Origin of the sequence: Flectobacillus sp. BAB-3569, from assembly GCF_002270355.1 — a bacterium.
GTDB classification, from domain to species: Bacteria; Bacteroidota; Bacteroidia; order Cytophagales; family Spirosomataceae; genus Flectobacillus; species Flectobacillus roseus.
In genome coordinates this window covers 1-13,660 of the sequence record NZ_NJFZ01000003.1, presented here as the reverse complement: position 1 = coordinate 13,660, position 13,660 = coordinate 1, and the positions used below count along the sequence as shown (strand labels likewise).

At 37.8% G+C, this 13,660-nt stretch carries 9 protein-coding genes; 6 read left to right on the top strand and 3 right to left on the bottom strand.

Annotated elements, in window-relative coordinates:
• Positions 1-154 precede the first annotated feature (154 nt).
• Positions 155-919, bottom strand: a complete 765-nt coding sequence (locus tag BWI92_RS00890) for a LytTR family DNA-binding domain-containing protein (RefSeq protein WP_095160246.1) — start codon at positions 917-919, stop codon at positions 155-157.
• Positions 916-1,953 carry a sensor histidine kinase gene (locus BWI92_RS00885; protein WP_095160245.1) on the bottom strand — a complete coding sequence of 346 codons (1,038 nt, stop codon included), beginning with the start codon at positions 1,951-1,953 and terminating at the stop codon, positions 916-918. The genes BWI92_RS00890 and BWI92_RS00885 overlap by 4 nt, the downstream gene beginning before the upstream one ends.
• A gap of 357 nt (positions 1,954-2,310) precedes the next feature.
• Between BWI92_RS00885 and BWI92_RS00880 the strand changes: the two genes are divergently transcribed.
• The 6 genes from BWI92_RS00880 (at position 2,311) to BWI92_RS00855 (ending at position 13,272) form a co-directional block, all read left to right on the top strand.
• Positions 2,311-4,890, top strand: coding sequence for a TonB-dependent receptor domain-containing protein (locus BWI92_RS00880; protein ID WP_095160244.1), 2,580 nt, complete (start codon positions 2,311-2,313; stop codon positions 4,888-4,890).
• Positions 4,891-5,661: 771 nt separating this feature from the next.
• A complete protein-coding gene (locus BWI92_RS00875; RefSeq protein ID WP_095160243.1) occupies positions 5,662-6,228 on the top strand; it encodes a YceI family protein in 567 nt (188 codons plus the stop codon).
• A gap of 309 nt (positions 6,229-6,537) precedes the next feature.
• Positions 6,538-8,409 (top strand): peptidase M61, encoded by a 1,872-nt coding sequence (locus BWI92_RS00870; RefSeq protein WP_095160242.1) that lies wholly within the window; start codon positions 6,538-6,540, stop codon positions 8,407-8,409.
• A gap of 69 nt (positions 8,410-8,478) precedes the next feature.
• The gene (locus BWI92_RS00865; RefSeq protein ID WP_095160241.1) at positions 8,479-9,207 is read left to right on the top strand and encodes a hypothetical protein; all 729 of its coding nucleotides are present in this window, start codon (positions 8,479-8,481) and stop codon (positions 9,205-9,207) included.
• Positions 9,194-10,816 carry a S8 family serine peptidase gene (locus BWI92_RS00860; RefSeq protein WP_095160240.1) on the top strand — a complete coding sequence of 541 codons (1,623 nt, stop codon included), beginning with the start codon at positions 9,194-9,196 and terminating at the stop codon, positions 10,814-10,816. Before BWI92_RS00865 ends, BWI92_RS00860 begins: the two co-directional genes overlap by 14 nt.
• Before the next feature lie 284 nt (positions 10,817-11,100).
• A complete protein-coding gene (locus BWI92_RS00855) occupies positions 11,101-13,272 on the top strand; it encodes an alpha-L-rhamnosidase C-terminal domain-containing protein (protein ID WP_095160239.1) in 2,172 nt (723 codons plus the stop codon).
• A gap of 136 nt (positions 13,273-13,408) precedes the next feature.
• On the opposite strand, the gene BWI92_RS27155 is transcribed toward BWI92_RS00855, so the two are convergent.
• Positions 13,409-13,660 (bottom strand): hypothetical protein (locus BWI92_RS27155; RefSeq protein WP_176464328.1); only part of this gene is annotated, 252 nt, incomplete at its 5' end.

The window sequence follows — 13,660 nt, the reverse complement described above, 5'->3', positions numbered from 1 at the left end:
AAGCAAATGAGGAGAAGTGACTTGATAGACCTGAAAATATATTGGAAGGGAGCTGTAGCATCAGGCAATTTTCAGGTTGGAGAATGAAAAAGATTTGAAAAATTGTCACAGTACATGACTCATCTTCAAATCTTCAAATTTTCAAATTTTAATCTTACATCTCTCCTAACTGATTTTTATCGATAAACTCTTTAAAAGCTCGGCGATAGGTATCACTAATAGGCAAATAGGTCTGTCCTATCAATACTTTTTCTTTATGAATAGCATCAATGGCATCCAACGACACAATATAGGAATTATGGATTCGAATAAATTTCTGTTCGGGCAGTTGTTCCTCCAAAGTCTTCAGGCGTTGTAAGGTAACTACTTTTTGGGTTTTAGTAAAAATTGTCACGTAATCCTTCAAGCCCTCTACATAGAGGATTTCGTTGAGTCTGATTTTGACCAATTTTGTACCATCTTTCACAAAAATATAAGCTGGGCTATGATCCATGACAGGTACTTTTTCATGAATAATTCGCTCAACTGTAGTAGGAATCGAAACATTAGAGTTTTCATTACCTCCTAATCGCTGGCTCGCTTTTTCGACAGATTTCAAAAAACGTTCAAAAGTGATAGGCTTAAGTAAGTAATCCATGACATCAAGCTCATATCCTTCTAAGGCATATTCAGAATAGGCCGTAGTAAGAATTACCAATGGCTTTTTTTGTAAAATTTTGAGCAGAGTAATACCTGTAATTTCGGGCATTTGCACATCCAAAAACAATACATCTACGGTATTTTCTCTCAAAAACTCAATCGCATCCAAGGGATTTGAGCAAGCTTTTAATAGGTTTAAATAGGGGATTTTTTTAACGTATTCTGTCAAAAGATTGCGTGCTAATGGCTCATCTTCAACAATCATGCAGGTGATATTCATGCCAAATTGAGGGTTAAATGTACACGATAATGAGTTGGGGTATCCTCAATGATTAGTTCATGTTGATTCGGATAGCTTAATTCCAAACGGCGTCTCACATTTTGTAATCCTATCCCTGACTTTTCTTCATTATTAGTATTTTTCGGAATTTTGGGATTTTCTACAGTATAAGTACAAGTCTGATTTGTGAGCTCTACTACTGCGTACACAAATGAATCAGACACATTATTACTCACGCCATGTTTGAAAGCATTTTCCAAAAAAGTAATCAAAATAAGTGGCACAATCATTACACCAGTAGTTTCACCCTTGACCTCTAGCCGAATGGGTATCTCATTATTCAACCGTAGCTCTTCCAAACTGATGTAATTCTGCATGTACTCTATTTCTTTCGACAAGGGCACCTTTGTATGGTTCGAATCATAAATCATATAGCGCATCATTTGCGATAACTTAGCAATTACCTCGGTAGTATTCGGAGAATTCGTAAATGCTAGATAGTACAAATTGTTAAGCGTATTGAATAAGAAATGAGGATTGATTTGGGCCTTCAAAAATCGTAACTCTGCCATCAAGCCTTCATTCTCGATTTCCTTCTTTTTAGCCTCTAACTCAAACCAATCCTCCACAAATTTTAATAAGCTTACAAATGCACATATAAACAACGTTGAAAGCGTTGAACTTACCCAAAAGCGGTCGGTATATAAAAACCAAGCCTCATGACGATACCCATCTACAATCCAACGTTTACCATGTACCAATATCTCGACAGAAAGCAAAAGTGGAAGTATGATACTCGCAAAGTAGGAACTCCACTTCTTATTCGCTAGAAACTTTGGCAATAAGACAAAGTAATTGAAATAAGCCATAGCGGCTATACAAATAGCTTGGAAACCAGCATCAACAAATGCTTTGAGCAAATCTGGTTCTTGCCCATGTTTGGGATAGGTGTACTGATAATAAAAGAAGGAAAAATACACGCACCAGAAGGCTATGTGTATATATAGTATTCGTTGTTTTTTCGGAGGATTCATTATAATGAAGTATAGTTTTGGTACCTAATCAATCGACTTGAGCCATAAAGGCTGGGAAAAGAATCATTTTTAAAACTTCACCTTTACGCTCGTATTATCTTTATTTTCAAATCTCGACAGAAAGTTAAAAGATTCGGCATATAATCCCTTTAAACAAGCCCTTTTATTCTACCATTTGACTTTTGTGACAGATAATCCCCCCTATTTTCTCCATCATTCGGCAAAATCGAGTAATCTCCCGAGTTGTCGAGTCGATTGTCGGAAAGGTATAATACAAAAAATTAGTCCAATTTTTTGTATTTGTTTTGTTCCATCAAAAAAACTCAAAGGCACTTAAGATTTATAATCTCTCAAAATATGAAATCATTATTCACTTTCCTAGCGTTTGTCATAACCATCCAGTTGGCACAAGCGCAATTTCCAGGAGCAGGCGCTGAAGGACAAGGTCGCCAGCGTACTGCAAACGAAAATAACGCTGTAGCAAATCCTGCACCGAAAGGCAATGCCAAAATCACAGGGTATGTAATCGACTCGGCTGCGACACAAGCTGTAGAATTTGCCAACATTGCTCTTTTCAACAAAGCTACCAACAAAATTATAGATGGGGCAGTTGCCGATGACAAAGGTAAGTTTACCATGAAAGGCTTGGCTCCTGGCGATTACAAAATTCAAATTTCATTTGTTGGTTTCATCAATAAAACCATTGATGATATCAAACTCAAAAAAGGTGATGACCTAGATTTAGGTGTTATCAAATTGAATCCTCAAATGAAAATGCTTCAGGAAGTAACCGTAACAGGTCAAAAAGCACTTATCGAAGAAAAAGTCGACCGCTTGGTTTTTAATGCTGAAAAAGATTTAACCTCAAAAGGTGGCGATGCGTCGGATGTATTGAAAAAAGTACCCATGCTTACCGTAGATTTGGATGGTAACGTATCGTTGAGAGGTAGTTCAAATATCCGAGTTTTGATTAATAACAAACCTTCAACGATTATGGCGAGCAGTGTGGCTGATGCCTTGAAGCAAATTCCTGCTGATATGATTAAAACCGTTGAAGTAATTACATCGCCATCTGCCAAATATGATGCTGAAGGTTCGGGAGGTATTATCAATATCATTACTAAGAAAACTACCCTAGAAGGTCTTACACTCAATGTGGATTCTGGTGTAGGTAACCGCTCGTCGAACTTAGGCTTGAATGGCAATTACCGCAAAGGAAAATTAGGCGTTAGCTTGAGTGGTTTTGGTCGTGCATTTTACAACCCTTCTTCTGGTACATTAACGCAATCTACTTTGCAAGGAGGCTCTACTATTACGACTAAACAAAGTACTGATGCACAAGATAATGGTTTGTTTGGACAATATACTTTAGGTTTTGATTACGATTTAGCTAAAAATCAGTCTCTATCGGCAAGTGCTCGTTTTGGCGTTAGAAACTTCAAACGTGACCAAACACAAGCAACTTCTATTTTTGCAGATGAAGCCTTAACAAGTACTGCATTGAGAGGTATCAATTCTCAAGACTTATCCAACTCGGTTGACTTAAACATTGACTATCTGCATACCTTCAAGCCACAGCAAGAATGGTCTATTTCAACGCAGTATAGCCAAAACAATTTGACCAACAACTTTACGTCGGATTTGCTGGGCACAAGCAACGATATTCTTTCTCGTCAGAAAAACATCAACTTGAATACCAATAAAGAGTTTACAGTACAGACAGACTATACTACTCCATTGACTAAGAATCAATTACTAGAATTCGGCGTTAAAGGAATTTTTAGACAAGTAAATAGTAATTATGAGTATTTAGCTGCCACTGGTAACTCTTCTATATATTATAACGATGCGACTCGTCCAGCGGGTTTGTTGAACTATCAACAAAATGTAGCAGCAGGTTATTTGTCTTATACCTATACAACAGACAACAAGTATACTTTCAAAGTAGGTAGCCGTTACGAATACACTAGTATTACTGCAAACGATGCTAACAGTACCATTTCAATACCTGATTATAGCAATTTAGTTCCTAGTATCAATGTTTCAAAAACCTTCGCTGGGACTACTTTAAAAGCTGCTTACAATCGTCGTATTCAGCGCCCAGGGTTACAGCAATTGAACCCTAACTTTAATGCAGCTAACCCGCAAGATATTAGAATTGGTAACCCCAACCTAAGTCCTGAATTGACTGATAACTTTGAATTAGGCGCAAGTACCAATATTAATAAGACGTATATCAATGCCTCAGTATTTGCTCGTCAAACCAATAATTCGATTTCGCAAATCAGAGTATTATCAGATACTTTATCTGGAGCTTTGATTACGACTTTTCAAAATATCGGTAGACAACAAAATTATGGTGCCAATGTATTCGCCAATATATTTATCACACCAAAATGGAGTTTGAATGGCGGGGTTGACCTATTGCATACCTACCTTGAAGGGCAGGCACAGAGCTTAAGCGGAACCTCATACACAACGAGCAATTCAGGATTTGTAGTGAGTGGACGTATCATGACCTCGTTGTCTTTGACAAACGGATGGGGAATACAAGGATTTGGATTTTTCCGTGGACCACAGATTCAATTACAAGGTACACAAAGTGGATTTAGAATGTACTCGCTGGGTATCAAAAAAGATTTGCCAAACCAGAAAGGAAGTATTGGGATAGCAGCCGAAAATTTCATGACGAATGGCTTTGTTATAGCGACGAATTTGAATTCTGAAACTTTTAAGCAGACCAGTGAAAATAAAATATATAACTCGAGCGTTAAGTTAACATTCAGTTATAAAATTGGTAAAATGAACTTCTCTAGCCCTAAAAAAACCAAATCGGTTAGTAATGATGACGTAAAAGGCGATGGAGGTGGCGATAACAGCGGTGGCGGACAAGCTGCTCCTGCAAGTGGTGGAAATAGTGGAAGTCGCCCAAGATAATTTTGAGTATAATTCGGTAATATTATTCTTTATTAGTAAATTTGCAACCGATTTAATTCCAACATTGTTCTCTGGAAAAGAATCAATTAAAGGCAAAAGCATTTTGGACTATTTTCAGATTCTTTCACCTTTGAGCAAATGAACTTCGATTGTATTCTTGAAGCCATAGCTTCAAGCAACGATATAACCCCAGGAAAGATAAACTACGAGTTTTCTGATCCTCTTATCTAGGGCACACAATCTATATAATTGTGTTTTTTGGATAATAATCTAGAAAGGCTCGTCCTATTCGAGACGAGCCTTTTCTTTACTATATCATTTTCATCAACCAAACGATTGAAGTACTTTTAGTTAATAACGTTTAATTACAAGACTTCAAATTATATAAAGAATTTCCTCTAAACCCCATTAATACCATTCTGTTTCACTCTCAAGATTCATTTATAGAATTATTAATCACAATTTTTAGCAGATTTTTAGCTTCATTTCATTTAGAATTTGTATCTCTTAAAATTTTCAAGGGTAGTAAAGCGTTCGTTAATCACCATACGCTATAATCTATTAAGCCTATTTGTCAAGTATGAGAAAAATACCACCGTATATACCTTTATTTTAGGCTTATAGCTAAATTTTAGAAACCCTTAAATATATTTTTTTAAGTTGAGGACAATTGAGTCAGTTCATTGATATTGGCTAACAAGCAAGCTTTTTAGTACTAATTATTTTCTTTTTATACTTTATCTATTTTTAACCCCAAAAACTTTCATTACCATGAAAAAAATCACTATTCTCTCTCTCCTTTTAGTTGCATCGTTAAGCACATTTGCACAAAAATGGTCTGTAGACAAAGCGCACTCTAAAATCGGATTTAGCGTTGTTCACATGATGCTTTCTGATGTGGATGGCTCATTCAAGAAATTTGATGCTTCTATTACTTCTTCAAAAGAAGATTTCTCAGATGCAGTATTTGAATTTACTATCGATGTAAACACCATCAATACAGATAACGACATGAGAGATGGTCACTTAAAAGGTGATGGCTTCTTCGATACAGCAAATTACCCTAGTATTACTTTCAAAAGTAACTCAGTACAAAAAGGAAGCGGTAAAGCTTTGAAAGTAACAGGTGATTTGACAATGCACGGCGTAACAAAACCAGTAACTTTTGATGTTACATTGAATGGTATCGGCGAAAACCGTCAGAAGAAAAAATTAGCTGGTTTCAAAGTAGTAGGTAATATCAAACGTTCTGACTTTGGAGTTGGTGGCAAAACTCCTTCAGCAGTAGTTAGCGACGAAATCGAATTGAAAGCAAACGGAGAATTTGTTCAAAACTAATTGATTCAGATTTTCTAAAAATATCAACTGCGCTAGTGTTTTGAATTTAAACACTAGCGCAGTTTTTTTATGTAGTAAAAACTTAATACTTGAGGACTTCCTCAGAAAATCCTCCTCCACTCATCACAAGATATGACGTTTTGACACAATCTATCGTGCCCGAAAAGTAATAAACGCCCAGAATCTTGTATATTTGAGCAAAGCGCCCTTAGCTAATACTTTCTGTGTCCATACAACATGCACATACAAATTCCGTTGTAGGAACAAATTGAGCCTTTGTTCGCTTCAAGAACTTTAATTTTTTATTCAATGAAAAAAACTATTTTGACGCTCTGCGCACTCGTTCTGTGTGTTGGGTCTTTTGCGCAAAAAGTTACCCAAAATGCTTCGTATCAATTCTTTGTTGACTTGACTACTGTCAAAAATGATAAACTAGAAGTATCATTAATTGCACCTAAAATCAATAAGGACGAAATCACGTATAACCTCCCAAAGATTGTCCCTGGGACTTATGCCAACTATGACTTTGGTCGCTATATTACCGATTTCAAAGCTTTTGATGCTGCTGGCAAAGCCCTCAAAGTGGAAAAGCTTGATAAAAACAGCTACAAGATTGCTAAAGCTAAAAGTCTTTACAAAATCACTTATTTAGTGGATGACACTTGGGATTCTCCCGAAATCAGTGGCGAATATGTATTTGAACCTGCTGGAACAGATATCGAAAAGGATACATTGTTTGCTGTTAACACACACGGATTCTTTGGCTATTTCGATAATTTGAAAAATGTAACCTACAACGTTAACTTCTCAAAGCCAAAAGGTTTCTACGGAGCTACGTCGATGATTGCTAGCAAAAGCGATGCAAGCAGTGACTTGTTTTCGGTGGGCAACTACAATGACTTGGTGGATGCACCAATCATGTATTCAAAACCCGATACTACTGTGTTGAAAGTAGGTGGTGCAGATATCTTGATTTCGGTATATTCTCCTAATAAAAAAGCAAATTCTGCTGAGATTGCAGCCAATGTAAAAACTTTGTTGGAAGCACAAAAAGAATATCTAGGTGGCACTTTGCCTATCAAAAAATATGCGTTCTTGATTATTTTGTCAGACAATTTGAAAAATGGTAGCTATGGCGCACTCGAACATTCGTATTCGTCTTTCTACTATTTGCCAGAGGCTTCTGCTGAAGAATTATCTCAAACAGTTAAGGATGTTTGTGCCCATGAGTTTTTTCATATTGTAACTCCTCTAAGCATTCACTCTGAAGAAATTGGAGACTTTGACTTCAACAAGCCAAAAATGTCAAAACATTTGTGGATGTACGAAGGTATGACCGAATATGCGGCGGGTCACATGCAAGTGATGTATGATTTGATTCCATTGGGTCAATACTTAAATATGGTTCGTAACAAAATCAACAGTATGTATGATCGTTACGATGAAAAAGTACCATTTACCGTAATGAGCGCTGATGTGTTGGAAAAATACAAAGATCAATATCCAAACGTGTACGAAAAAGGTGCTTTGATTGGGTTGTGCTTGGATATTAAACTTCGTCAGCTTTCAAAAGGAGCTTACGGAACACAAAATTTGATGCGTGATTTGTCAAAATATTATGGTAAAGAAAAATCATTCAAAGACCCTGAGTTGTTTGACAAAATTACGGAGATTACTAAATTCCCTGAATTGAGACAATTCTTTGCTAAATATGTGGAAGGCAATCAACCTTTACCTTTAGAAGAAACCTTCCAAAGTGTGGGAATTGAATTCCAAAAAGAAGCGAAAGTGCGTGAGAAGTCGATTGGTGTATCGGTATATAGCTTAGGGCTAAATCAAGAATCAAAAGCGATTTATATCCTTGACGATGAAGGCATTGATGCTTTTGGTAAAAAGTTAGGATTAAAAGCTGGTGATGAGTTTGTATCCTTGAATGGTAAAGCTTTGGATTTGGCGAATTTCCGTAATACCCGTACCGACTTTATGCAAAACGCTAAAGAAAATGATACTATCAATATGGTTGTAATGCGTAAAGAAGGTGACAAAAAAGTAGAAGTAAAACTCTCAGCGCCATTATTTATTCCTGAAATTATTGAGAAAAACTTGCTTAAACCAGTAGCTTCCCCTAGCGAGGCTCAAGTTACTTTGTTGAAAGCATGGTTGTCGCCAGCTAGTAAATAATCATTGACTTTTGCTATTTAATTAGCTATTTTCAAGTCTAGCATTTTCAAACAATGCTAGACTTTTTTTATGCAAAAAATCTACCCTATCAAATACCCAAAGCTATCAGATAGTTATTGGGTTCGTGGTTTCTGTTTCTTTCTGACCACGCTGTTTTATGCCTGTTCTTCATTGGATTCGACAGAACTACAACCTAGCATTTTATCCACAAAAGACTACCTCATGCAAGAAAAAGGGCAGTTTTGCGTTTTTTCAGTTCACCAAATATCTTACACGCTCAATCAAAAAGCGACAGAATCTCTTTTTTTCGAAAAACATATTGTCATCGACTCTCCTAACGATGAAGGGGTTTTAGTTGCTATTTTTCGTAAAAATCAAGAAAATACAAATTGGATTGAAACTGGCAGGAAATTGGTAGTTTTACAGAGCGGCAAAATTATAGAAATTCAAAGCAACCAAACCCAATGTATTTTGGTCAATCCTATTGAAGTTGGTACTCGGTGGAACTTTCAATTATATAACCCAACAAAAGCACAGCAAGCTCAGATTACTCGTTTTTTACCTCCAATGACCTACTCTCATAAAACGATGTCAAATCTGGTAGAAGTGGAGCTATTTAAAGATTCGAGTGCCTTGAGTTTACAAAAGAAACAAGTCTTTTTTGCACCTAATTTTGGTATTGTTTTCTCAAAAGAATCGAATGTTTCTTATTGCTACGAGGGCAACTGTTTGGGCAAAGGACAAATCAATTACGGCACAATTATCACTTATGAATTGATAGATTATGGCAAAGAATAAACATTTTTTATTGCTCTTTTTCCTTGTAATTAGCCTTTCAAGTTATGGACAAGGAGCCCTTAAATATCTGGTTTTACTAAAGGATAAAAGTAATTCAACCTATCAAATATCTCAGCCTAATCAATTTTTGTCGGCAAGAGCAATTGCTCGGCGAACAAAACAAAACATTGCTATCACCACACAAGATTTACCTGTAAATCTTACCTATATCAATCAAATCAAACAAACTGGGGCAAAGGTCTGGTACACTTCTCGTTGGATGAATGGCGTAGTCATAGAGGCAACGTCAGAACAGCTTTCTAAGGTGTTAGCATTGAGTTTTGTAAAAGGTTTAGAAGGCAAAGAACCTCTACGAAACTATGCCAGTATTCTATCAGCCGCCCGAAGGGTATCCAAATTTGCGATGGAGGATAGCCCAGCCCCGACAGGTTACGGCCTATCCGAAACTCAAAACCTTATGCTTGGTGTCGATGTCATGCACAATAAAGGTTTTCAAGGACAAAATATGCTCATTGCTGTATTTGATGCGGGTTTTACTGGTACAAATACCATTCCTGCCTTTAGCCATTTATTCAACAATAGTAGGGTGGTTCAAACATACGATTTTGTTGAAAATAATACGTTTGTGTATGACTATCACTCTCATGGTACCAATGTGCTTTCTTGTATGGCTTCCTTGCAAACAGGCAGAATAATTGGCACAGCACCAGAAGCCTCTTATGCGCTATTCAGAACTGAAGACGATGAAAGTGAGTCTATTTTAGAAGAAGTCAACTGGCTTATCGCTGCTGAGCGTGCAGATAGCCTAGGCGTAGATTTAATTAATTCTTCATTAGGATACACAGTGTTTGAAGATTCCAATACCAGCCATACCTATCAGGATATGAATGGTAAAACCACGATTGCGGCAAGAGCAGCCAAATGGGCAGCGCAAAGAGGCATTATTTGTACCATTAGCGCAGGTAATGAAGGCGCAGATGCGTGGAAGTATATCTCGACCCCAGCCGATGCCGACTCGATTATTGCGGTTGGAGCCGTTTCAAGCACACGTAATGTTGCCTCATTTAGCTCGCGCGGACCAAGTGCCGATGGAAGAATCAAACCAGATTTATCGGCAATGGGACAAAGTGTTGCCGTCTTAAACACCGCTGGAAATGCCACAGTATCGAGTGGAACGTCATTTTCCTCCCCTATCCTTTGTGGTATGGTAGCAGGTTTGTGGCAAGCTTTACCCAATAAAAAAGCGCAGGAAATCATCCAATTATTGAAAGAATCAGCCAGTGACTATAGCGCACCAAACAATACGATTGGTTATGGCATTCCTAATTTTAATATTGCTTATTTAAAAGCACAAATACCATTATTTGAAGGAATATCTCTGGCTTTTCCCAATCCTATCAATGACCAATTAAAAATAGCATTGTCAGATTTTTCTGCTCAAAAAATCTATTCATATCAAGTTTTCAACATGCTTGGAAATCCCATTTCTCAAGGAAGTATCGCTAATGCCATAACATTTGTGGATAGTAGTAATTGGCCAGCAGGAGTTTACATTCTCAAACTTCAGGTAGATCAACAAACGATAGAACATAAAATTATAAAGATGTAACGATTGAATAGGCCATGATTTGGCAAATTAAGAGGGCTAGACTAGGTGAAATCTGTATTTCAAAATCCAATCTATCCAAAGATTTATTTATATTTATCGAATGTTTATTCCCCACTATAGCATGAGGTCAATATTATACAAAAGTCTTTGTTTTCTTGCTGCCATAATTTACTCATTTTCATCGTATTCTCAGTTTCATCGTGAAGCTCGATGGATTAGTGTGACTGAACCAACCAAAGCAAATCAATGGATTTGTTTTAGAAAAAAATCACACTAAAAAAGCCATGGCAACCGCCATGACCAAAATCGCCGTGGATTCCAAATATTGGTTGTGGGTCAATGGACAATTGGTTGTGCGTGAAGGCGGACTCAAACGTGGTCCTAATCCTCAAGATACCTATTATGACAATGTTGATTTAGCCCCATATTTGAAAGTTGGAGAAAATACTGTCGCTATTTTGGTTTGGTATTTTGGTAAAAAAGGATTCAGTCATAACAGTTCTGGACAAGCAGGGCTCCTTTTTGATTTGCCTACGCCAAGCGGAAACAATTGGGTTAGCAATGCTTCTTGGCTTTGTAAAGTTCATCCTGCCTTTGGCGAAACACAAGCGCCTTTTCCCAATTATCGTCTAGCGGAATCTAATATCCATTTCAATGCCCAAAACGATATTGAAGGTTGGTTTGAACCCAAGTTTGATGACTCACGTTGGGAATCAGCTACTGAGTCAGGAGCCGCAGGTGATGCGCCATGGAATCAACTGATAGAACGACCTATTCCTCAATGGCACTTTAGTAATTTACAAAACTATACCAATACTCCTCCACTCCCACTTGTCAGTGTTGGCGATACCTTGGCGTTACAGTTACCACAAAATTTAGCCATTACGCCCTATTTTAAAATTGAAGCAAAAGCTGGACAAAAGATAGATATTCGTACCGACAACTATTATGGCGGTAGCGAACCCAATATTCGTACTGAATATATGACCAAAAATGGCGTTCAAGAATTTGAAAGTCCCGCCTATTTCAACGGACATATTGTTAAATATTTTTTTCCAAAAGGTATTAAAATTTTAGCGGTTCAGTACCGAGCGACTCGTTACAACTATGAAATCCAAGGAGATTTTACTTGCAATGATGTTTTTTTGAATAAACTAAAAGAAAAAGCACTGACCACACTCAACCTGAATGTACGTGATGTTATCTCTGACTGCCCTGACCGTGAGCGAGCGCAGTGGTGGGGTGATGTGGTTATTAATGAAGGTGAAATGTTTTACTACTGGAATCAAGCGGGGCATCAATCTTTACAAAAAGCCATACGAGAATTAGTAGCTTGGCAAAAACCTGATGGATCGCTCTTTTCGCCAATTCCTGCGGGTAATTGGGATCGCGAACTACCTGCTCAAATGTTAGCAAGTATTGGAGAATATGGTTTCTGGAACTATTATCGCTATACGGGCGACTCGGCGCTGATAGCCGAAGTATATCCTGCCATCAAAAAATATCTTTCTCTTTGGGAAATAGATGAAAATCACTTGGTAAAACACCGCGCTGGAGGGTGGATGTGGCATGACTGGGGACAAAATGTAGATGTGGTGCTATTGGACAATGCTTGGTACTATTTGGCCATGAAAGGACTATGCAAAATGGCACATTTACTTGGTTTAGAGGAAGATGTAGCTGCCTATTCTTACCAGATGCAAGAACTCAAAGATGCATTTAATGAAACCTACTGGCGAGGTAACTTTTACAGAAGTCCCAACTACAAAGGTATTACCGACGACAGAGGTAATGGCTTGGCTGTTGTAGCAGGATTGAGTAGCCCTGAACAATATGGCTCGATAAGCCTATTTTTAAGTCAGGAGTTACATGCTAGTCCGTATATGGAGAAATATATTCTGGAAGCCTTGTTTCTGATTGGAGAAGACAAAAAAGCCATTGCTCGTATGAAAACGCGGTACAAGTCTATGGTAAATAGTCCGATTTCAACCCTATGGGAAGGTTGGGAGCTCAATAGCGCTACCTATGGTGGAGGAACCTACAATCATGGTTGGACTGGCGGACCAGCGACTCTTCTTTCACAATATGTGGCAGGTATTAGCCCTTTGGCAAATGGATTTAAGACTTATAAAATTCAGCCGCAAATAGGTCTATTGACTTCGATTAAAGCCCAAGTACCCTGTCCAGCGGGTTTGATAAAAGTCAATATTCAAAATACTCCTCAGCAGTTTACCTTAAGCGCAGAGGTACCCACAGGCATGCAAGGAGTTATTTCAGTTCCCATATTAGCCGATATATACTCAGAAATTACCTGCAATGGAACCGTTATTTTTGCCAATGACAAATATATCAACGCCCTACCATGGCTAGACCTAGTCCCAGGCAATGAGCATTACCTCAATTTTGAGGTAAAAAATGGAGGTAAAATAGTTTTTGTGGGGAAGAATAGGAAATGAGGGGTTAGTTAGAAGTAGGGATAAGGCACAAAGTAGCAAAGGCACAAAGGGAAAATGTATAAATTACTCCCTTTGTGCCTTTGTTAGTCTATACCTTTGTACCTTTGCCACTTTGTGCCTTTGTACCTTTGCCACTTTATGCTTTTGTACCTTTGCCACTTTGTGCCATTGTATCTTTGCCACTTTGTGCTTTTGTACCTTTGCCACTTTGTGCCTTTATGCCTTTGCCACTTTGTGTCTTTATGCCTTTGCCACTTTGTACCTTTGTGCCTTTGCCACTTTGTGCCTTTGCCACTTTGTGCCTTTGTGCCTTTGTACCTTTGCCACTTTGTGCCTTTCTTACTACTATACCCTTATTTTTCCTCTTCTTCTCCTCAGCATTAATCAA